Below are 22556 nucleotides of genomic sequence, written 5' to 3'. Positions count from 1 at the left end.
TTCTATGTCAAGTTCGCCAAGCTAGCTTTAAGTGTTTCTATTTTAGCTAATGCATCGGCCTCCTTATTACGTTCATTTTGCAAAACTTGTGCTGGTGCATTATTTACAAAACGCTCATTGGCCAACTTATTTTGAACTGATTTCAAGAAACCTTCCGTATATTTTAATTCGTCATTCAGTTTTTTGATTTCTTCTTCAACATTAATAGCTCCAGAAATAGGAATAAAATATTCATTGGAATGGACCCTGAAACTTAAGGCGCCATCAACAGCTTCATTAACAGATGTTATTGTGGATACATTTCCCATCTTTGCAATAACCGAATTATAACTTTCAGGTAGATTTTCATTATTGATAAATGACAGTTCAATACTGTCTTTAAAGGAAATATTTTTATCCTTCCTAATAGTTCGTATTCCTGAAACCACCTCTTTTACTAGTTCAAAATCAGAAATTAATTGTGCATCAAATGGTTGAATCTCCGGATATTTAGCAACAATCAAGGCCTCTTCGGGCGTACGTTCAGCAATAAAATGCCAGATTTCTTCCGTTAAAAAAGGCATAAATGGATGAAGCAGTTTTAAATTGGATTCAAAAATTTCAATTACACTATTAAATGTTTTTGAATCGATAGGTTGTTTATATTCCGGTTTGATGATTTCCAATAACCACGAACAGAAATCATCCCAAACCAACTTGTAAATTCCCATAAGCGCATCAGACAATCTGTATTTGCTATAATGATCTTCAATTTCCGAGAACGCTTGCTGAAATCTTGCTTGGTACCATTCAATGGCAATTTTTGAAGCTTCTGGTTGAGCTATTTCAGCAATTTCCCAACCTTTTACCAATCGGAAGGCATTCCAGATTTTGTTTGCAAAACCTTTTCCTTGATTGCACAATTCTTCATCAAACATCAAATCGTTTCCGGCCGCCGAACTCAGCAATAATCCCACACGAACACCATCGGCACTATAATCCGTAATCAATTTTAGAGCATCTGGAGAATTCCCCAAGGATTTGCTCATTTTTCGACGTTGTTTATCACGCACCAATCCAGTGAGGTAAACGTTTTGAAACGGTCGTTCATTTCGGTATTCATAACCAGAAATGATCATTCGCGCTACCCAAAAGAACAGAATATCCGGTCCGGTGACCAAATCGTTGGTGGGATAATAATATTCTATTTCTGGATTATTGGGATGACGAATGCCATCAAAAACACTTATTGGCCAAATCCATGACGAAAACCAAGTATCCAAAGCATCTTCATCTTGCTTTAAATCATCAATAGTAAGTTCTGGATTATTTGTTTTTTCTCGGGCTAATATTAGGGCTTTCTTAATGTTTTGCGCCACCACAAAATCATTTTTCCCTTCGCCATAGAAATAGGCAGGAATTTGCTGTCCCCAAAGTAGCTGACGTGAAATATTCCAATCACGGATATTTTCCATCCAATGGCGATAGGTATTATTAAATCGTTTAGGAAATAATTTCACCTCTTCATCTTCCAAAACGGCTTTAATAGCGGGTTTTGCCAACTCTTCCATTTTCAAAAACCACTGATCGGAAAGACGCGGTTCTATCACCGCTTTGGTACGCTCACTTGTGCCGACTTTATGGACAATATCTTCAGTTTTATCAAGAATGCCCAAATCCTTCAATTCTTGCGCAACATCATTTCGAGCCACTACCCTATCTTTTCCTTGATGATGCAAACCAAAATTGTTTAAGGTTGCGTCTTCATTTAAAATATCGATGACTTCCAAATGGTGCCGATCACCAATTTCTTTATCATTAACATCGTGTGCAGGTGTAATTTTCAGACATCCTGTACCAAATTCCATATCTACATAATCATCTGCAATAATAGGAACGACCCTGTTGCAAATAGGTACAATGACATTTTTTCCAACCAAATGTTTAAAACGCTCATCATTAGGGTTTACGCAAACAGCAGTATCTCCCAAGATGGTTTCTGGGCGTGTCGTAGCGATGGTTACAAAACCATCTTCGTTTTCAATTTGATACTTTACATAGTACAATTTATCGGTGCGCTCAATATGGATCACCTCTTCATCAGACAATGTGGTCTTGGCTTCAGGATCCCAATTGACCATGCGGTAACCCCGATAAATCAATCCTTTATTATACAGATCGACAAAAACAGCAATCACGGATTCGCTCATTTCATGATCCATCGTAAATTTAGTACGATCCCAATCGCATGAACATCCTAATTTTTTTAATTGTTCTAAAATAACACCGCCATATTCATGAGTCCATTCCCAAGCATGACTCAAAAACTCCTCGCGCGACAATGAACTTTTGTCAATACCTTGTTCTTTAAGCTTGGCAACAACTTTTGCTTCGGTGGCTATTGAGGCATGGTCGGTACCCGGCACCCAGCACGCATTTTTACCTTGTAAACGTGCACGACGGATAAGCACATCCTGAATGGTATTGTTGAGCATATGCCCCATGTGCAAAACTCCGGTAACGTTTGGTGGCGGAATAACAATTGTGTAAGGTTCTCTTTCATCAGGAACCGACTTAAAATAATTGTGTTCCATCCAATAGGAATACCATTTATCCTCTACATATGAAGCGGAGTATTTTGTTGGAATATGCATACTTTGGTACTGTTTTTGTATAATAACCTGCAAAGTTACTTATATTTCTGTTTTGAGTGAAATTATAAAAACAAATATTCATCTAAATTCAGACTCCGATTTTTAAAAGAATAATGCAGTTCAACTAAAAAATTTTGTGAACTAATTAAAAGTAACTAATTTTGATTTAATCAATTTAAAACATAAAATGATGAAAAATTTAGTAGTAATGTTATTTGTAGGAATGTTAGGCGTTTCTGTTTATGCACAAGAAAAAGTCGCTAAGATTCAATTTAAAACTGACGTCATTGATTATGGCACAATTGAAAAAGGAGCTAATGGCGTTCGTGTTTTTGAATTTACAAATACAGGTACAGCCCCATTAATTATCACTAGAGTCACTTCAACTTGTGGTTGTACAATTCCTAAAAAACCTGAAAAACCAATTCTTCCCGGCGAAAAAGGTGAAATAGAAGTAAAATATGACACGCAACTTGTTAATCCGATAAGAAAAACCATTACAGTAGTTTCTAATGCCGACACGCCTATTGTAGCACTTAAGATTAAAGGTGAAGTTGTCCAAAAAACGAATCTTTAAAAAAAGAGCCGGTTTTAATGCCTATACTCTTGTTTAAATAATTTGAAAGCCCTCTTAGTTGAGGGTTTTTTTATGCAAATACAAGTAATTTGCAACTTAAAAAAGAATAGAAGACCAAGCTCCAAAAAAAACAAATATTTTCATTCTCAGCGGCCTAAAACATAGTATTCAGCCAATTTAAAAATCTATAGGACACCATTCTTTTATTCGCTGATCATTTTCAGGAATCTTTGAGATAAATTTCAGAACTTTACCACCTTAAATTATAAACATCATGCCAAAAATTTCAAAGAAAGGCCAATTAATGCCTTCTTCACCTATCAGAAAGTTAGTCCCTTACTCAGAACAGGCGTACAAGGACGGTAAAACTGTATATCATTTAAACATTGGACAACCCGACATAAAAACCCCAAAAATAGCCATGGATGCCGTAAAAGCAACTTCCGTGGATATTTTGGCATATTCACGATCTGAAGGTTCAGAAGAATATAGAAAAAAGATAGCCAATTATTATGCTAAAAACAATATCCATGTTGGCCACAACGACATCATTGTAACTACTGGCGGCAGCGAAGCTTTACTATTTGCTTTTGGAAGCATTATGGATTCAGGCGATGAAATTATCATTCCTGAACCGTTTTATGCTAATTATAACGGTTTTTCGACAGCGTCTGATATAAACGTTGTTCCGGTGATTTCCAAAATTGAAGACAATTTTGCATTACCTCCAATTTCAGAATTTGAAAAACTGATTACCGATAAAACCAAAGCTATTTTAATTTGTAATCCTGGTAATCCAACTGGTTATCTTTACTCTAGGGAAGAAATTAAACAACTGGCCGATTTGGTTAAAAAACACGATCTTTTCCTAATTGCAGACGAAGTTTACAGAGAATTTGTTTATGATGGCAATGAGTTTTACTCCATCATGCAAGAAGAAGGTTTGGAAGACCACGCAATTATGATCGATTCAGTATCTAAGCGATACAGCATGTGTGGTGCAAGAATTGGATATTTTGTGTCAAGAAACAAAGAAGTCATCCAAACGGCACTTAAATTTGCACAAGCGCGATTAAGTCCACCAACCTTAGCACAAATTGCAAGTGAAGCCGCGCTTGATACACCACAAAGCTATTTTGATGATGTCATTGAAGAATACGTCAAACGTAGAAACACATTGATCCGTGAATTAAAAACGATTGAAGGTCTTAAAATAGCCGAACCTAAAGGTGCTTTTTATTGTATTGTGGAACTTCCCGTTAAAAGTGCCGATCATTTTGCACAATGGTTGCTGGAAAGCTACGACCTTAATAAAGAAACCGTCATGGTAGCTCCTGCAGCAGGATTTTATTCGTCGCCAAACGTAGGTCTCAACCAGATCAGGATTGCTTATGTGCTCAATGAAGAAAGTTTGATCAAAGCGGTTCACATTTTAAAAGAAGCGTTAAAAGTTTACCCAAACTAGTGCATATTCAAGAAAACATATCATTACAACCCTATAACACATTTGGGTTAGATGCTCATGCCCGCTATTTTGTAAAGGTTGAAAGCCTTCAAGACTTAAAGGCAGCTTTAAGCTTGGAGGCTTATCCTGAAAAATTTATTTTGGGTGGGGGCAGCAATATGTTGCTCACTAAGGATCTTAACTGCTTGGTCATACACGTAGCATTAAAAGGTATTGAAATTGTTTCCCAAAACGAAAACAACGTTCTCGTAAAAGCCAGTGCGGGCGAAAATTGGCACCAATTTGTCTTATGGTGTTTGGACCGTAATTTTGGTGGCATTGAAAATCTATCTCTAATTCCTGGCAGTGTGGGCGCTGTTCCCATTCAAAATATTGGAGCCTACGGCGTTGAAATCAAAGATGTTTTTGAATCTTGTGAAGCACTGAATATCCATACCAAAGAGATTGAAGTATTCACTAAAGATGCTTGTCAATTTGGGTATCGGGAATCGGTATTTAAGCAAGGTAAAAAAAACCAATACGTTATTTTAAGCACCACATTAAGGTTGACGAAAACACAGCATCAATTACATATGGATTATGGTGCTATTACTTCGCAATTAGAAAGCATGGGAATTACCAACCCGAGTATCAAGGACATTTCAAATGCCGTAATTTCTATTAGGGAAAGTAAACTTCCAAATCCGAAAGACATTGGAAACAGTGGCAGTTTTTTTAAAAACCCGGTCATTTCCAAAATTCATTTTGAAAAACTAAAAGTTAACTTTCCAGACATACCGAGTTATGTTGTATCGGCAAACGAAATTAAAGTCCCAGCAGGTTGGTTAATAGAAAAATCTGGTTTTAAAGGCAAAACCTTCACCAATTACGGTGTCCATAAAAAACAAGCTTTGGTATTGGTCAATTATGGCGGTGCCAAAGGATCTGACATCCTAGCTTTGGCTGTGCTCATTCAGAAAACAATCCAATTAATTTTTGGGATTACTGTTGAAACAGAAGTAAACATCATTTAGCAAGGCTTCAGAACATTTGTCTGAAGCCTTAAAAATGATATAAACATGGCATAAAGCAATCAATAATTACATTTTCATTTCAATTAAAAAAGAGACCTTATAGATACCTTTACAATAATCATATAATAAAGTAGATTATTTGTAGTTTTGTCTTCTATTATGAGAAGACAAGTCCATTAACCGCTGATAGACTTTTAAAACCTGACATTAAAAATAAATTTTAACTTTTGAGCTATTCAATAGAAGAACATATCATTCAACTTCTTGAAAAAGAAGACGAAGCTGCGATTAATTTACTTTATGAAAATTATTCGGACAGTCTTTATGGCGTCATTTTGAAAATCACAAACAACGAAGAATTGGCCCAAGACGCCTTGCAAGAAACCTTTGTGAAAGTTTGGAAAAATGCAAAAAGATACGATTCGAAAAAAGCAAAGCTTTTCACTTGGCTATATCGAATTGCGCGCAACACCGCCATCGATAAATTAAGAAGCTTTAACAATCGTTATCATAAAGAAGTCCAAATTGACAAATCAGACGTATATATTCTTCCAACGGTTAGCTTAAATCAGGATGTTCTTGATTTAAAAGAACACGTTACCAAACTAGAAGAAAAGTACCAGATAGTTCTAAATGCCTTGTTTTTTGAAGGTATGACGCAGCAAGAAGCAAGTGACGAATTAGATATTCCATTAGGTACCATAAAATCGAGGTTGAAAATTGGTTTGAGAGACTTACGAAAACTCTTCAACCCTTAAAGATTATAATTATGGAAAATAAGTTACAAATTTTTATGGAATCGGGCCTCTTGGACAGCTATATCCTAGGCACCACAACTCCTAATGAAAACTTAGAAGTTGAAAGTTATATTGCTGAATTTCCTGAAGTAGAAGCCGAATTTGAAAGACTTCAAAATAATCTAGAAATCTTAGCAAAAGCGCACACTGTAAAAGCTCCAAAGTTTATTTTGGATGAAGTTATTAAAGAAATCGCTAAAAACACAGAAGACCAACCTGTCATTCAGCTATCTTCTGCTCCTACTCACAGTCGTACGCCTTGGTATAGCATTGCGGCAAGTATTGCGGCATTGATATTTGCCGGAATGTCCCTGTTACTTTACAAACAAAACATATCATTAGCCCATGAAAACCAAGTGGTAGTTGACGAAATTTTTGATTTAAGAAGTGACATTGAAGACAATAACAATAAACTTGAGAACGTCATGCTCCAGTTTATGAAATTGAACAATCCAGAAACTGAAAAATACGTTTTAAGAGGCAATTCAAGAGCAAAAAATCTTAAAACCGTGGCATATATCAATGCGGTTGACAAAACATCAATGATTGATGTGGTTTCATTGCCAAAACTACCTGAAAATCAAACCTATCAAATCTGGGCAGAATTACAGGATCGAATGGTAAATCTTGGAATCTTGGATGAATCGGAACGCAACAAACTAAAAACCATTCCTTATATGGAAAATGCTTTAGGCTTGAGCATTACCATCGAACCGAAATCGGGATCACCTACGGATAATGCACATACCGACAATTCTGTAGCTGAAATCACCTTAAAAAACGATTAAAAATTTAAACTATAATTTTTATACAGGCTCTAAATTGCAATGAATGAGGCTGTCTAAAAAGGCAACCTATTTTATTTTTATCAACCTAATGTTTGCTGAAAAATGTTTTATGCAAAAACCCTGCAACTATTGCTCCTGCTATTGGTGCTAACCAAAACAACCATAATTGCGCGGTATAATCGCCCCCGGCAAATAACGCCTGACTTGTAGATCTTGCTGGATTAACCGAAGTATTAGAAATAGGAATGCTAATTAAATGAATTAAAGTTAAAGCCAGTCCGATTGCAATTCCGGCAAAACCTTCTGGAGCTTTTGGATAGGTACTTCCCAGAATAATAAGCAGGAAAAACATGGTCAACACAAATTCTGCAATCAATACAGAAACCATGCTATAACCACCTGGAGATAATTCACCATAGCCATTGGCTGCAAAACCACCAATACTCTCAAAGTCCGATTTGCCTGAAACAATAAGATATAATACTCCTGCCGCAGCAATAGCGCCTATCAATTGTGCTACAATATAACCAACTAACTCTTTGGCGGGAAACATTCCACCGGCCCACAAACCCAAGGTTACCGCTGGATTAAAATGAGCACCCGAAATGTGTCCAACAGCATACGCCATGGTCAATACCGTTAAACCAAATGCCAGTGCAACACCAACAAACCCAATACCGAGATTCGGAAATCCAGCTGCAAAAATTGCACTTCCACAACCACCGAAAACGAGCCAAAAAGTTCCAAAAAATTCTGCTAATAGTTTTTTCTTAATTTAAGTTTGATTGTTAATAGACTTAAATCTAAGTAAATAATATTTAAATTTTTAGATTTTTGTTATCTAATTTATGAGATTCAAAATATTTTAATCTTGATGTTTTATTAAGTCAAAATACTGGTTGATTAAATAATCTAACTTATATAAAATATGTATCTTTGTATAAACTTTTAGATGATGAAACTTTTACTCATTACATTACTACTTTTAGGACTTGGCGTTGCTGGCATTGCTATAAAATTATGGGCAAAAAAAGACGGGAAATTTGCAGGCACTTGCGCCAGCCAAAATCCTATGCTCAATAAAGAAGGTGTCTCATGTGGATTCTGTGGAAAAACTCCAGATCAATTTGAAAACTGTAACGAACCGCAACATTCTTAAGGGTTAATGATCGTATTGTATGTACTTTTCTACATTTTTATTGTAGTTATTTGCGTTCAACTTTTTTTTTACGCCTATATTTTTTCTAAAGTAAAACAGAAAAAAGAAAATACTGTGGCTACCAATAAGCCTCCAATTTCTGTGGTGGTTTGTGCCAAAAATGAAGCCGAGAATTTAAACCTGTTTTTACCGAGTATTTTGGATCAAGATTATCCAAATTTTGAATTGGTATTAATCAATGATGGCTCTACCGACACAACGTTAAGTGTCATGGAACGTTTTAAAGCAAAGCATAGCAACATCAAAATTGTAAATGTAAAAACTATTGAAACCTTTTGGGGCAACAAAAAATACGCACTCACCTTAGGCATTAAAGCCGCAACACATAACCACCTCTTATTTACAGATGCCGATTGCAAACCCGTTTCCAATCAATGGATTAGTGAAATGGCCAGTCATTTTACAGCTTCGCACCAAATTGTTTTGGGTTATGGTGCTTATTCAAAAATTAAAAACTCATTTTTGAATAAATTAGTTCGATTTGAAACTTTAATGACCGCCATCCAATACTTTTCGTATGCTAAGTTGGGACATCCTTATATGGGTGTTGGGAGAAACATGGCATATACCAAGGATTTGTTTTTTGAAGCCCGAGGTTTTATGGATCACATGCATATCAAATCGGGAGATGACGATCTTTTTGTCAATCAGATTGCATCGGCTGAAAACACAACCATTTGTTTATCAAATAATAGCTTCACAGAATCCACTCCAAAAACATCATTCAATGATTGGATAACACAAAAAAGCCGACACATTACTACGGCAAAACATTATAAATCAAAACACAAAGCTATTTTATCAACATTTTATATTTCACAATTTCTATTTGTGGCTTTAGGCACTGCCCTACTTATCACATTATTTAATTGGGAAATAGTTGTTGGATTAATAGGTGTTAGGTATTTAGCGTCATTTATTTCGGTCACCTTGGCTGCCAAAAAACTAGGCGAAAAAGACCTTATTCCTTTTCTTCCTTTTCTTGAAATATTTTTAATTTTAGTACAATTTTCTATATTTATAAAAAATCTCATCTCAAAACCCACTCATTGGAAATAAAGGACATTATCAAGAAGGCAAAAAAGAACGACCAATCTGCATTTAATGCCTTGTTAGATTTTTTTTGGAATGACATCTATGGCTTTCAATTGAAGCGTACAGAAAATGAGAATGATGCTGAAGATATTACCATACAAACATTTTCGAAAGCCTTTGATAAAATTGATACCTACAACGAAGCGTATGAGTTTAAAACTTGGCTGACGACCATTTCAAAAAACATCCATGTTGACTTGATAAGAAAAAGAAAATCTTCAATCCAAAAGTCGAGTCATGACAACAGCGATGATTTTCATAATATAATTGATGAATCACCTTCTCCAGAAGACGAATTGATCACCAAGCAAAACCTGGCCAAATTACTGCGTGATATTAAAAAATTAAAACCACATTATCAGGAAGTTATCAACTTAAGATATTTTCAAGAATTAACCTATAAGGAAATTTCTGAAGAACTTAATGAACCGATAAACAATGTGAAAGTAAAACTTTTAAGAGCTAAAAAACTATTAGCTGAAATATTATCTAAATAGCCAGTAATGTCCATTAGTTTAAAAAAATTAGGACCGGGATTATTATTTGCCGGAGCTGCCATTGGAGTTTCCCATTTGGTGCAATCTACAAGAGCAGGGGCCGATTTTGGCTACGGACTAGTTTGGGCATTATTGATAGTACATATTTTTAAATATCCGTTTTTCCAATTTGGTCCAAAATACGCTTTAGCAACCGGCGAAAGCTTATTGGATGGTTATAAAAGATTGGGTAAAGGTGTTTTAATTGTTTATTTTATCATCACATTTGCTACAATGTTTACCATTCAAACTACGGTAACCATTGTCACAGCCGGCATTGCTTCATCACTTTTTGGAAACATTATTTCTACAGAATTATGGGCTATCATCATCCTTGCCATTTGTACCCTTATCCTTATTAGAGGAAAGTACAAGTTTCTTGATCAATTGATGAAAGTTATTGTAATCACACTAACTATAAGTACAATTATTGCTGTTGCCCTTGCTTTTAACACAAGTGGACAGCCTCCTTCATTTATTCAAGTACTACCAAAAAACGCTCTGGAAATCGGCTTTTTGATTGCTTTTATGGGATGGATGCCAGCACCGTTGGATGTTTCGGTGTGGCAATCACTTTGGGCTCTTGAAAAACAAAAGGTGAATAAGGATTACGGCGTTAAATCGTCATTGTTCGATTTTAACGTAGGATACGTTGCCACCATAATAGTAGGTCTTGGATTTATCTCATTAGGCGCCCTTGTCATGTTTCATAGTGGTGATACTTTTAGTAACAAAGCGGATGAATTTTCCAACCAACTAATCGCCATGTACACAAAAAGTTTAGGCAATTGGTCTTATCTTATTATTGGTATTGCTGCCTTTACTACCATGTTTAGCACAACGCTTACCACCTTGGATGCGTCACCAAGAACTATGGCAAGAACTTCGGAATTGCTTTTTAATAGATTTTCAAAGCATAATTATTTATTATGGGTTTCTATTTTAATCGTAGGAACCATTTCTGTATTTGTATTTTTAGCATCTGAAATGGGACTTCTGATACAAATTGCCACCATAATTTCATTTTTGACAGCACCTTTTTATGCCATTATTAATTATATTCTAATCAGCAGCAAACACACACCCGCCCAATGGCGACCATCCATGTTCATCCACATCTTGAGCTGGTTAGGAATTCTATTTTTAATAGGCTTTAGTATTTGGTATCTCACCACACTATAACCCATTTTTACAATTTTACTTCGTATCTTTGCCATTGCAAATTTTCAATGACAATGAGTACACAATCGGTTTCAAATAGCATTCCCGAACGCCAAGCCAAACCAAAATGGATAAAGGTAAAACTTCCAATTGGCAAAAAATATACAGAACTTAGAAGCTTGGTTGATCGTTACAAACTCAACACCATTTGTACTTCAGGAAGTTGCCCAAATATGGGCGAATGTTGGGGTGAAGGAACTGCCACATTCATGATTTTAGGAAATATATGCACACGGTCATGTGGCTTTTGTGGTGTAAAAACAGGACGTCCAGAAAGTTTAGATTGGGACGAACCCGAAAAAGTAGCACGCTCCATAAAACTCATGAACATTAAACACGCTGTGCTAACCAGTGTGGATAGAGATGATTTAAAAGACATGGGAAGCATCATGTGGTCAGAAACGGTAAAAGCAGTTCGACGCATGAATCCAGAAATCACCATAGAAACTTTAATTCCCGATTTTCAGGGCATAGAACATCATATTGATCGAATTGTTGATGTTGCTCCCGAAGTAGTTTCGCATAATATTGAAACTGTTAGACGACTGACAAGAGAAGTCAGGATACAAGCCAAATATGACCGAAGTCTAGGCGTCCTAAACTATTTGAAATCACAAGGCCAACGCCGCACAAAATCGGGTATAATGTTAGGCCTGGGTGAAACGCGCGAAGAAGTAATTGAAACTCTTCATGATTTAAGAGCTAACGATGTTGATGTGGTAACTATAGGTCAATACTTACAGCCAAGTAAAAAACATTTACCTGTCAAGCAGTTTATCCTTCCGGAGCAATTTAAAGAATATGAAACCATCGGTTTGGAGCTTGGTTTTAGACATGTTGAAAGCAGTGCCCTGGTAAGATCTTCCTACAAAGCACAAAAACACATTTATTAATGATCAGAGTGGCTATTAACGGATTTGGAAGAATAGGTCGGCGCATATTCAGACTTATTCAGGAACAAAAGGATATTCAGGTTGTTGCCATTAATGATTTGGCCGATGCAAGAACCTTAAGTCATTTATTAAAATACGATAGTATTCACGGTGTTTTAAAAAACAATATTTCACATGATGGTAATGATATCATTTTTGACGATCAAAAAATTCCTCTGTTAAACGAAAAACAGATTGACACCATTAACTGGTCGCCTTATAATGTAGATTTTGTTATTGAATCTACCGGAAAATTTAAAACCACAACTGATTTAGATAAACACATTAAAAACGGCGCAAAACGTGTTATCTTGTCTGTACCACCGTTAGATGACTCCATAAAAACAATCGTTTTGGGTGTTAACGACAGCAGCTTAAATGGCGACGAACTTATCATTTCAAATGCTTCATGCACTACCAATAATGCTGCACCAATGATAGCCGTTATCAATGAGCTTTGTGGCGTTAAACAAGCATACATCACAACGGTACATTCATATACTACCGACCAAAGCCTGCATGATCAACCACACAAAGACCTTAGACGCGCCCGTGCCGCCGGCCAATCTATAGTACCCACTACAACGGGAGCTGCTAAAGCGCTGACTAAAATTTTTCCGGAACTTCAAGATGTTATTGGGGGCTGTGGTATTCGAGTTCCAGTTCCAAATGGCTCTTTAACCGATATCACCTTTAATGTTGAAAAAACCGTATCTATCGAAGATATTAACTTGGCCTTTAAAAAAGCTTCCGAAACCTACTTAAAAGGCATCTTGGAATATACCGAAGATCCTATAGTTTCTATAGACATTGTTGGCAATACCCACTCTTGTATTTTTGATGCACAAATGACCTCCGTTATTGGCAAGATGATCAAAATTATAGGTTGGTATGATAACGAAACAGGATATTCCAGTAGAATTTTAGATTTAATACGTAATTTGTCGAGGAAATAAATACTTTTGTCGAATAAATAATTATATTTGTTTTACAAAGTAGCCAAAAATGCCTCGATTAAAATTCTATATTGTTACTTTTTTAGTATTATTCACCTCTACATTGCTTTCACAAAGCGTCATGGAAGAAGATATTGATATTCTTCAAATGAACATTCAAAACTTCATAACACAATCTAGTTTTGAAATGGAGCGCGGTGATTATTTTAATGCCAACGAAAACCTTTACAAGGCCTTAGAACTTTCAAAAAAGATTGATGACAAAAAACAGCAAGGTATCATACTTACAAGAATTGCTAAAATACAGTTTATCGCCGAAAACGTTGAAGATGCCTTAGTTTCGCTTACCAAAGCTGCTGAACTACAAAGAGAAACCAACGATTATGCCAATTTGGCCATCACCTATAATGTGCACGGCATCCTTAACACAAGTAATAAAGAGTATCAAACTGCCTTAGACTACTTTCATTCAGCAAAGTCTTTGCTTGAAGATGAAAATCTTGAACGTCAAATAACAGACATCAGTTTAAACGAAGCTAAAGTTTATGTATTGCTGGAAGATTATAAAACAGCAAAATCAATATTAGAAAAAACGATCGTTTTAGCCAAAAAACACAAACAATCGGTTGTTTTGGGCAACGCCTATATCCTAAGCGGAAAGGTCCATTACAAACTTGGAAATTTAGACTTAGCACTTTCTGATACAGAACAAGGCTTTAAATTGGCAAAAAGCAATAACACTCCAGAACAGATCAACGACAGTTATTTTAATTTTAGTGAAATTTATCAAGAGAAAGAAAACTATAAACTTGCTAACGAGTATTTAAAAAAATACATAGCCCTATCCGATTCACTATCTGACATCAAACAAAAAACGCTATATCCACAAAGCAATTCTCAGGTTATAAATAAATATAAAGAATCCGAATTCAAACAAATGGAAGTAAAGCTCGAAGAGGCCGATGCTTCAAATAACCTAACAAGAATTACAACTATACTAAGTATAGCATTGATTACAATTTTATCACTGTTAACTTTATCGCTTTATAAAAACAACAATATCAGGCTCAAAATCAACAATATGCTCCACAAAAAAAACGAGGAGCTTATTATTGCCAAAGAAAAGGCTGAACTGGCCTCTAAAACAAAGGCCAACTTTTTATCTACAGTAACGCACGAACTAAGAACGCCTTTGTACGCCGTTACCGGATTGACCAATATGCTTTTGGAAGAAGACCCAAAACCACATCAGTTGTCCCACCTCAAATCCTTGAAATTTTCAGGAGAATATCTACTGACCTTCATAAATGACATTCTCCAAATTAATAAGATTGAAGCCAATAAGGTAGAATTGGATCCTGAACTGTTCAATCTCAATAAAAAAGTAAAAAATGTTATCGCTGCTTTGAGTAATTCGGCAGCAGATAATAATACGAAACTTCACTATAAATATGACCCCGATCTTCCGCTAACTTATGTAGCCGACCAATTGAAAATCTCCCAAATTTTGATAAATCTTATCGGAAATGCTATCAAATTCACAAAAAATGGAGATATATGGATACGATTATCAAAACAAAGTCAAGAAGGCGATAATTATGTCATAAGATTTGAAATAGAAGATAACGGCATCGGAATTACAAAAGAAAAACAAGAGCACATGTTCGAAAGTTTTTCACAAGGTTCTATTCAAATCAACAGAAAATACGGTGGTACTGGACTTGGACTTTCTATCGTAAAAGGATTAATTGACATATTAAAAGGAAAAATTTACTTAACCAGCGAACTTGGCAAAGGATCGACCTTTACTTTTGAAATTCCGATGACATTTACACCGGAACCTTCAATCACCGAGAAACCAAAAACCCTTAATAAAATTAGTACTTTGGACTTGACGAACATCAAAATTTTGGTTGTGGAAGACAACAAGATCAACCAAATGATAACCCGGAAGATTTTAAACAAAATGAACCTTTACTGTGATGTTGTTGATAACGGTGAAGATGCAGTGGATCGTGTTAAATTAGAACAATATGACATTGTTTTAATGGACATTCACATGCCAGGAATTAGTGGTATTGAAGCCACAAAAATTATTAGGACCTTTGATAAGGAACTTACAATTTTTGCGCTAACGGCTGTTACCATTGAAGATAAAATGCAGGAATTTGAAGATGCAGGATTTGATGACATCATCTCCAAACCTTTCAAGCAAGAAGATTTTGAAAACAAACTGTATAACGTGCTAAAAAAGGCAACTAATTCGACTAAGATTTAACAAAACTCCTTACTAAAGCATTAAATTGAATTGGCCTATCGATTTTTATTTCGATAGGAAGACAATAAATGGCTTCCTCTTTATTAAAATAAGGTTGGAGTCGCATCATATCTTTTTCTGTTGTAACAATCAGCGATTTTTGTTTTAAACGGTCAATTTCCATTGCACTAAAATCGTGATGATCCTTAAAATTTAAATGTTCGAACTCCAAGTTCAACGACTTTAAATAACTTACCAAAGTCTTTGGATTGGCAATCCCAGTAACCAATGTAAATGGTTTATTATTTAGGATTTTTAAATCCATTTGATGCTCACTATTACTTATATATTCAGAATAAGAAATACTTGCAAAAAACACCTCCTGATGTTGCAAAGGATTAATTTTACGTCTGATTTTTTCCTTATCTGATTCCGATAAATTTTCTGGACATTTGGTCACCACAATAATATCGGCACGCCTTGCACCTTGTCTAGGTTCTCTTAAATTGCCTGTTGGCAATAAGATATCATCTGTATAAATATCATCATAAGAGGTTAATAAGATATAAAAACCAGCTTTGACTTTTCGATGCTGATATGCATCATCAAGCAATATCATTTCTGGCGGATTTTGTAATGCCATTAATTCTGAAATACCGTGGACTCTATCGGCATCCACACTGACTATGACGTCATCAAACTTTTGATAAAACTGAAAAGGCTCATCACCTATGGTATTTGCAGTCGCATTTGTATCGGCCACAACAAAACCTTTAGTTTGCCGTTTATAGCCTCTACTTAGCGTGGCAATACGGTAATCGGTTTTTAATAAACGAATTAAATATTCAATCATTGGCGTTTTTCCTGTGCCGCCAACACTCAAATTTCCAACACAAATCACTGGAAAATCATACGACGTAGATTTTTTAATTCCGAAATCATAGAGTTTATTTCGCAACCAGGTTACCAAGTAATAAATGGGAACAATCGGAAAAAGTAAATATCTTAATATTTTTATCATGAAGATAAACTTATAGCAGATTAGGAAAATACCGACAATTATGTTTTATAAACAACAATGCTCAGAAAATATTAGCGTTCGGCTCGCTTGCCTTCAGGAATATTAACTTCGCCACAGCCATCTACCAAAATATGACCATCTACATTCACGACTCTCAAAGCAACTTTAAAATCCTCCCATTCAATACCTTTTGCAAGAAGATAACCTGTTTCTGGATCAAACTCATCAAGCTCAAAACCCATTGGCGGATAATCTTGCGCATCAAACAAAGGGTCCGATAAGAAGCCTATTTTAGGGTTTTCCTCCCAAGCTGCAATTAACATATTTTCCAATTCCGATTTTAGTTTTTCAGTGGCAAGTGGCGAATTTTTAACGAATTCCAAAATTTCAAGTTGGCCAATACTTTCAATATATGAATTGATAAAATCAAGTCCAGCTTGATAATTTTCATCAGCAGAAGACATTTCACTTTCTAAAGGTTCATACAAATCGGTATTGGGCAGTTCCGCATCAGAATCTGGAAGTTCCATTGGTAAAGCATCACCTTCGGAGGCTTGTTTTTTGCCAGACTGACAACTCAATAAACTAATCAAAAAAACGAGAATAAGTGTGTATTTCATAATAATCAAAGTACTTGTTTACTACGAAAGTATAATAATTTATCTTTGTGAAGAACCTAAAAACTAAAAACTATATGATAATCCAGGATGTGATCACCTATCTTGAAGAATTGGCACCACTTACATATGCCGAAGATTTTGACAATGTTGGCTTACTGGTAGGAAATAGAAATACGCCACTTACTGGTGTTTTAATTACTTTAGATACTCTAGAAAGCGTTGTTGATGAGGCTATTGCAGAAAAATGCAATCTGATTGTCAGCTTTCATCCCATCATCTTCAAAGGTATAAAAAAACTTAACGGCTCAAATTACGTAGAACGCACTGTGCTTAAAGCTATTAAACACGACATTGCCATTTATGCCATACATACTGCATTAGACAATTGTTTTAAAGGTGTTAACAGCATTATTTGCGATACTTTGGGTATAAAAAATAAAAAAATTCTCTTACCTCAACCTTCGACCATCAAAAAACTCACCACTTATGTCCCACAAATGGAAGCCGAAACCTTAAGAAAAGCATTGTTTGATGCAGGTGCCGGCAACATTGGAAATTATGAAAATTGTAGTTTTAATACCAATGGCATTGGCACTTTTAAAGGCAATGAAATATCGAATCCAAAAGTTGGTCAACGTGGCGAATATATGAAAGAACAAGAAACCCAAATTTCTGTCACCTTCCAAAAACACTTGGAACGCAACATCCTCAAAGCACTTTTTGAAAATCATAGCTATGAAGAAGTAGCGTTTGAAATCACCACTTTAGACAATTACAACCAACATATTGGGATGGGAATGGTCGGCGAACTTGAAAAAGACATAAAAACCGAAGAATTCCTAGATTTTGTAAAGCAAAAAATGAATGTTTCTTGTATAAAACACTCAAAATTAACTAAAAATAAAGTCAAGCGAATTGCTGTACTTGGAGGCTCTGGAAGTTTTGCTATTTCGGCGGCAAAGTCAGCAAAGGCGGATGTTTTTATCACTTCAGATTTAAAATACCACGACTTTTTTTCTGCCGAAAACGAGGTGATTTTAGCCGACATTGGCCATTATGAAAGTGAGCAGTTCACAAAAAACTTTTTAGCTGAGTATCTCTCAAAAAAAATTACTAATTTTGCAGTCGTTTTATCGACGATAAACACCAATCCTGTAAAGTATTTATAATTATGGCAAAAAAAGCTGAACTTTCTATTGAAGACAGATTAAGAGCATTGTACGACTTACAACTTATTGATTCAAGAGTTGACGAAATCCGAAATATTAGAGGTGAACTTCCTTTAGAAGTAAGAGATTTAGAAGATGAAGTTGAAGGACTTAATACTAGACTTGAGAAATTAAATGATGGCCTTACCTTGTTTGATGAGAACATCAAATCAAAAAAGAATCTTATTGAGGAAGCAAAAGCCTTGATCAAAAAATACGCTGAACAGCAAGAAAACGTTAGAAATAACAGAGAGTTCAATTCGATTACAAAAGAAATTGAATTTCAAGAACTGGAAATTGAATTAGCGGAAAAGCACATCAAAGAATTTAAAGTTCAAATAGAACAGAAAAAAGAAGTTATTTCTGAAACAAAAGAGCGTTTAAAAGATCGTTTATCTCATTTAAAACACAAAAAAGGTGAGTTGAATGCTATTTTGGCCGAAACTGAAAAAGAAGAAAACGCATTGATTAAAAAATCTGAAGAATATCAAAATTCAATTGATGAACGTTTGGTGAATGCTTACCGCAGAATTAGACAAAACGTTAAAAATGGCTTAGCCGTTGTGGCTATTGAAAGAGGCGCTTCTGGTGGTTCTTTCTTCACCATACCGCCACAAGTACAAGTTGAGATTGCTTCTCGTAAAAAAGTGATTACCGATGAGCATAGTGGACGTATTTTGGTTGATGCGGAACTGGCTGACGAACAAAGAGAAAAAATGGAAAAACTGTTTGCAAAATTAAGCTAAACAATTATAAATTAGAGTTAAAAGCCTTTACATATTGTAAGGGCTTTTTATTTTAACGTAACTTTAGTACGTAAATCTTAAGTTTTACAAGATAAACCTATCGTTTAGGATCAAATCCAAAGTTATGAAATCACTTGTCTTATCAATATCCGTTATATTTTTATTCAGCTGTCAAAACAAGGCACAAACCAATCCTAAACAACAAGCTGTTGTAACGGCGGCACCAATTGAAATACCACTCCAAAACGGAAATGCAAAAGCCTATTTTGCAAGTGGCTGTTTTTGGTGCGTTGAAAACATTTATGAACACATTAAAGGCGTGAACGAAGTTATTAGCGGTTATTCCGGCGGTCATACCAAAAATCCAACGTATGAATCTAGTAATACCGGAAAAACTGGACATGCCGAAACTGTAGAAGTTATTTACGATCCAAAAATTATCAGTTTTTCAACCTTGGTAGATGTCTATTTCGCATCCCAAAACCCGACGCAGATCAATGGTCAAGGCAATGATAAAGGCTCACAATACCGCTCTATTATTTTTTATCAAAATGCCGAACAAAAAGAAATTATTGAAGCAAAGAAAACGGCGTTGGCCAAAAAACTAAATGCAACCATTGCGGCAGAAATTTATCCATTTCAGAAATTTTGGGTTGCGGAAGATTACCATCAGGATTATGAAAAAAAACATCCCGATGATCCATATATCAAAAATGTATCCATCCCAAGATATGAACGCTTTAAAGCAAAATTCCCAGAGTTAATAAAAGAATAAGTTTTCAAAACTACTCAATCATATATTCTTAACTTTATATAAAATTAAACCAATGAAAAACACACTGATTTTATTTGGAGCTCTAGCCTTTCTTTTTTCTTGTAAACATGAAGAAAAACCAAAAACCATTGAAAAAGAATGGTCAACGGCTGAAAAAATAGCCAATGCCAATGGTTTTCAAAATTGGAAAAACGTATCTGAAATCCAATTTACCTTTAATGTTGAAAGAGATACCACCCATTTTAAAAGATCTTGGAACTGGAATCCCAAAACAGATGACATCAGATTGATTTCAAAAAATGACACCGTGGTTTATAATCGAAAATCGGTGGATAGCACTTCTATGAATGCTGACAAAGCCTTTATCAACGATAAATTTTGGTTGTTGGTACCTTTTCAATTGGTTTGGGATACCTCAGCCACCATTTCCGAATCCTCTATAACTGAAGCTCCTATTAGCAAATCCCAATTGAACAAAATAACAATTACCTATCCTAATGAAGGTGGTTACACGCCTGGCGATGCGTATGACTTATATTTTGGTGATGATTTCCTCTTAAAAGAATGGATTTATAGGAAAGGAAATTCAGCTGAACCTTCATTAATTGCAACTTGGGAAGATTATGAGGATTTTAATGGTATAAAAATCGCAAAAACCCACAAACAACCTAATGCCAATTGGAAACTCCATTTTACCAATATCAAAGTTGAAAATTAATTATTAAAAAAATCAAGTAAAGTTCATAAAAACGACATCCAAAACTGCGTTAAAAATCGTATATATTATATCTTAAAAAACTATTCCGCAGTTTGCGTCTATATATTAAAAGAACTTCCACTTTATAAAGTTGAAGTTCTTTTTGTTTTGATATTCATCCAAAACAATGATTACAAACTGGTTTTATCGTTAATTCATTTTTAATTACTGAATATTTTTTTCATTTGATATCCATGCTTTTCAGGCATCATTTTTATACTTATAATTCCTATTTTTGTGTGAATCCGAAAAACAACACAACTTGTCACACTATAAACCAGGTATAGACTACGCTAAACAACAGGATCAAAACGATACTTTAGCATCGTACAGAAATCGTTTTTACATTCCTAAAGACAAACATGGAAAGGATTTGATCTATATGACCGGGAACTCACTTGGACTCCAGCCGAAATCAACCGCCGATTATATTAAACAAGAACTGGACGATTGGGCAAATTTAGGTGTAGAAGGTCATACGCAAGCCAAACATCCTTGGATAGGTTACCACGAATTTTTAACTGAAAGCATGGCCAAAGTAGTTGGCGCAAAACCCATTGAAGTTGTCGTCATGAACACCTTGACAGCCAATCTTCATTTGATGATGGTATCCTTTTATAGACCCACTAAAAAACGTTACAAAATCCTGATTGAGGCCGATGCTTTTCCATCCGATAAATATGCTGTAGAAACCCAATTACGCCATCATGGTTTTGATCCAAAAGATGGCATAATTCTTTGGAAAGCTAGAAAAAATGAAGAATTAGCCAATTATGACGATTTCGAATCGATTCTGGAAACGCAAGGTCATGAAATCGCTTTAGTCATGATTGGTGGTGTTAATTATTATACCGGACAGCTTTTCGATTTAAAACGGATTACACAACTCAGTCATAAACACGGCTGCATGGTTGGATTTGACTGTGCTCATGGCGCTGGAAATGTGAAATTGGACCTTCATGATTCTGGTGCTGATTTTGCCGTTTGGTGTACTTATAAATATCTCAATTCGGGCCCAGGAAGTTTGGGAGGTTGTTTTGTGCATGAACGTCATGCTTATAACAAAAATCTCAACCGTTTTGCGGGTTGGTGGAGCCATAACAAGGAAACACGTTTTAAAATGCGCGATCAATTTGACCAACTTCCAGGAGCTGAAGGTTGGCAATTGAGCAATCCGCCAATTTTATCAATGGCTGCTATCAGAGCGTCTTTGGCTATTTTTGAAGAAGTTGGTATGGATAAACTCATAGAAAAATCAAAAAAGCTTACAGGATATTTTGAGTTTTTAATCAATGAATTGAATAATGACGCCATCAAAATCATCACACCATCAAATCCTGACGAACGTGGATGCCAATTATCCATTCAAGTAAAAAATGCTGATAAAAATTTACATCATCAACTTACGGAAACTGGCGTTATCAGTGATTGGCGCGAGCCTGATGTCATTCGTTGTGCACCTGTGCCATTGTACAATTCGTTTCAGGATGTATATTATTTAGTGGAGAAATTGAAGAACATATTAAAATAACCTGCAAGGTTTTCAAAACGGACTTGCAAGGTTCCAAAAACAAACCTGCAAGGTTTCAAAAACCTTGTAGGTCTAATAACAACAATAATAAGATTCCTGCCTTCGCAGGAAGTTAATAAAATTCCTGCCTTCGCGGGAAATACCATGAAAAAACAACAAAACATACTCATCATTGGTGCCGGACTTTGCGGCAGCTTATTGGCTTTGCGTTTAGGTCAACGTGGTTATAATGTAACTGTAAATGAAATGCGCCCCGATTTACGAAAAGTAAATATCAGCGCCGGCCGATCGATCAATTTAGCACTTTCAGACAGAGGTATTAAAGCCATGAAACTTGTGGGTATTGAAGAAAAAGTTAAAACCTTATGTATCCCTATGACTGGCAGAATGTTGCATGATGTTGAAGGAA

22 protein-coding genes are annotated in these 22556 nt (G+C 35.4%); 18 read left to right on the top strand and 4 right to left on the bottom strand.

All coding sequences use genetic code 11. The annotated features are described in order from the left end of the window. Positions 1-2 precede the first annotated feature (2 nt). Positions 3-2633, bottom strand: a complete 2631-nt coding sequence (locus tag VNJ50_RS02465; protein WP_325578722.1) for a valine--tRNA ligase — start codon at positions 2631-2633, stop codon at positions 3-5. Positions 2634-2823: 190 nt separating this feature from the next. Here VNJ50_RS02465 and VNJ50_RS02460 point away from each other — a divergent pair, with 190 nt between their 5' ends. From VNJ50_RS02460 to VNJ50_RS02440, 5 genes are all read left to right on the top strand, one after another. Continuing rightward, on the top strand, positions 2824-3210 hold the full coding sequence (locus tag VNJ50_RS02460; protein WP_325578720.1) for a DUF1573 domain-containing protein: 387 nt from the start codon (positions 2824-2826) through the stop codon (positions 3208-3210). 274 nt (positions 3211-3484) lie between these two features. Further along, the gene (locus tag VNJ50_RS02455; RefSeq protein WP_325578718.1) at positions 3485-4675 is read left to right on the top strand and encodes a pyridoxal phosphate-dependent aminotransferase; all 1191 of its coding nucleotides are present in this window, start codon (positions 3485-3487) and stop codon (positions 4673-4675) included. Then, on the top strand, positions 4675-5688 hold the full coding sequence (murB, locus tag VNJ50_RS02450; protein ID WP_325578716.1) for a UDP-N-acetylmuramate dehydrogenase: 1014 nt from the start codon (positions 4675-4677) through the stop codon (positions 5686-5688). Before VNJ50_RS02455 ends, murB begins: the two co-directional genes overlap by 1 nt. A 227-nt stretch (positions 5689-5915) precedes the next feature. Then, positions 5916-6446: an RNA polymerase sigma factor gene (locus VNJ50_RS02445; protein WP_325578714.1), complete on the top strand. Its 531-nt coding sequence runs from the start codon at positions 5916-5918 to the stop codon at positions 6444-6446. Positions 6447-6457: 11 nt separating this feature from the next. After that, entirely contained in the window at positions 6458-7273 is an 816-nt protein-coding gene (locus VNJ50_RS02440; RefSeq protein ID WP_325578712.1) for an anti-sigma factor, read from the top strand. An 85-nt stretch (positions 7274-7358) separates the two neighbouring features. Here the strand turns inward: VNJ50_RS02440 and aqpZ are convergent, their stop codons facing one another. After that, a complete protein-coding gene (gene aqpZ, locus VNJ50_RS02435; RefSeq protein WP_325578793.1) occupies positions 7359-8048 on the bottom strand; it encodes an aquaporin Z in 690 nt (229 codons plus the stop codon). Positions 8049-8228: 180 nt separating this feature from the next. Here aqpZ and VNJ50_RS02430 point away from each other — a divergent pair, with 180 nt between their 5' ends. The 7 genes from VNJ50_RS02430 (at position 8229) to VNJ50_RS02400 (ending at position 15510) form a co-directional block, all read left to right on the top strand. Next, positions 8229-8432 (top strand): membrane or secreted protein, encoded by a 204-nt coding sequence (locus VNJ50_RS02430; protein ID WP_325578710.1) that lies wholly within the window; start codon positions 8229-8231, stop codon positions 8430-8432. A 114-nt stretch (positions 8433-8546) separates the two neighbouring features. After that, positions 8547-9551, top strand: a complete 1005-nt coding sequence (locus tag VNJ50_RS02425; protein ID WP_325578709.1) for a glycosyltransferase — start codon at positions 8547-8549, stop codon at positions 9549-9551. Beyond that, positions 9542-10084, top strand: a complete 543-nt coding sequence (locus tag VNJ50_RS02420; protein ID WP_325578707.1) for a sigma-70 family RNA polymerase sigma factor — start codon at positions 9542-9544, stop codon at positions 10082-10084. Before VNJ50_RS02425 ends, VNJ50_RS02420 begins: the two co-directional genes overlap by 10 nt. A 6-nt stretch (positions 10085-10090) precedes the next feature. Next, complete coding sequence (locus VNJ50_RS02415) at positions 10091-11305, top strand: Nramp family divalent metal transporter (RefSeq protein ID WP_325578705.1); 1215 nt, start codon at positions 10091-10093, stop codon at positions 11303-11305. Between the two features lie 53 nt (positions 11306-11358). Next, the gene (lipA, locus tag VNJ50_RS02410) at positions 11359-12237 is read left to right on the top strand and encodes a lipoyl synthase (protein WP_325578703.1); all 879 of its coding nucleotides are present in this window, start codon (positions 11359-11361) and stop codon (positions 12235-12237) included. Continuing rightward, positions 12237-13232: a type I glyceraldehyde-3-phosphate dehydrogenase gene (gene gap, locus VNJ50_RS02405; RefSeq protein ID WP_325578701.1), complete on the top strand. Its 996-nt coding sequence runs from the start codon at positions 12237-12239 to the stop codon at positions 13230-13232. The genes lipA and gap overlap by 1 nt, the downstream gene beginning before the upstream one ends. A gap of 49 nt (positions 13233-13281) precedes the next feature. Beyond that, the gene (locus tag VNJ50_RS02400; protein WP_325578699.1) at positions 13282-15510 is read left to right on the top strand and encodes an ATP-binding protein; all 2229 of its coding nucleotides are present in this window, start codon (positions 13282-13284) and stop codon (positions 15508-15510) included. Here VNJ50_RS02400 and lpxK read toward each other — a convergent pair. Next, the gene (gene lpxK / locus VNJ50_RS02395; RefSeq protein ID WP_325578697.1) at positions 15500-16510 is read right to left on the bottom strand and encodes a tetraacyldisaccharide 4'-kinase; all 1011 of its coding nucleotides are present in this window, start codon (positions 16508-16510) and stop codon (positions 15500-15502) included. The two genes, VNJ50_RS02400 and lpxK, sit on opposite strands and share 11 nt — an antisense overlap. 71 nt (positions 16511-16581) lie before the next feature. Further along, entirely contained in the window at positions 16582-17130 is a 549-nt protein-coding gene (locus VNJ50_RS02390; protein ID WP_325578695.1) for a hypothetical protein, read from the bottom strand. A gap of 74 nt (positions 17131-17204) precedes the next feature. Between VNJ50_RS02390 and VNJ50_RS02385 the strand changes: the two genes are divergently transcribed. From VNJ50_RS02385 to VNJ50_RS02360, 6 genes are all read left to right on the top strand, one after another. Then, positions 17205-18299: a Nif3-like dinuclear metal center hexameric protein gene (locus VNJ50_RS02385; protein ID WP_325578693.1), complete on the top strand. Its 1095-nt coding sequence runs from the start codon at positions 17205-17207 to the stop codon at positions 18297-18299. A gap of 2 nt (positions 18300-18301) precedes the next feature. Continuing rightward, on the top strand, positions 18302-19084 hold the full coding sequence (locus VNJ50_RS02380) for a zinc ribbon domain-containing protein (protein WP_325578691.1): 783 nt from the start codon (positions 18302-18304) through the stop codon (positions 19082-19084). Positions 19085-19208: 124 nt separating this feature from the next. Further along, positions 19209-19859, top strand: a complete 651-nt coding sequence (msrA, locus tag VNJ50_RS02375; protein ID WP_325578689.1) for a peptide-methionine (S)-S-oxide reductase MsrA — start codon at positions 19209-19211, stop codon at positions 19857-19859. 52 nt (positions 19860-19911) lie between these two features. Further along, a complete protein-coding gene (locus tag VNJ50_RS02370; protein ID WP_325578688.1) occupies positions 19912-20577 on the top strand; it encodes a hypothetical protein in 666 nt (221 codons plus the stop codon). 301 nt (positions 20578-20878) lie between these two features. Beyond that, the gene (kynU, locus tag VNJ50_RS02365) at positions 20879-22147 is read left to right on the top strand and encodes a kynureninase (RefSeq protein WP_325578687.1); all 1269 of its coding nucleotides are present in this window, start codon (positions 20879-20881) and stop codon (positions 22145-22147) included. Between the two features lie 144 nt (positions 22148-22291). Then, the coding region (locus VNJ50_RS02360) for an FAD-dependent oxidoreductase (RefSeq protein ID WP_325578686.1) at positions 22292-22556 on the top strand (265 nt) is incomplete at its 3' end.

The organism is Gelidibacter sp., assembly GCF_035577925.1.
In the GTDB taxonomy this organism is placed as follows: Bacteria; Bacteroidota; Bacteroidia; order Flavobacteriales; family Flavobacteriaceae; genus Gelidibacter.
Note: the sequence above shows the minus strand (reverse complement) of the source record. Positions and strands in the feature narration are given on the sequence as shown.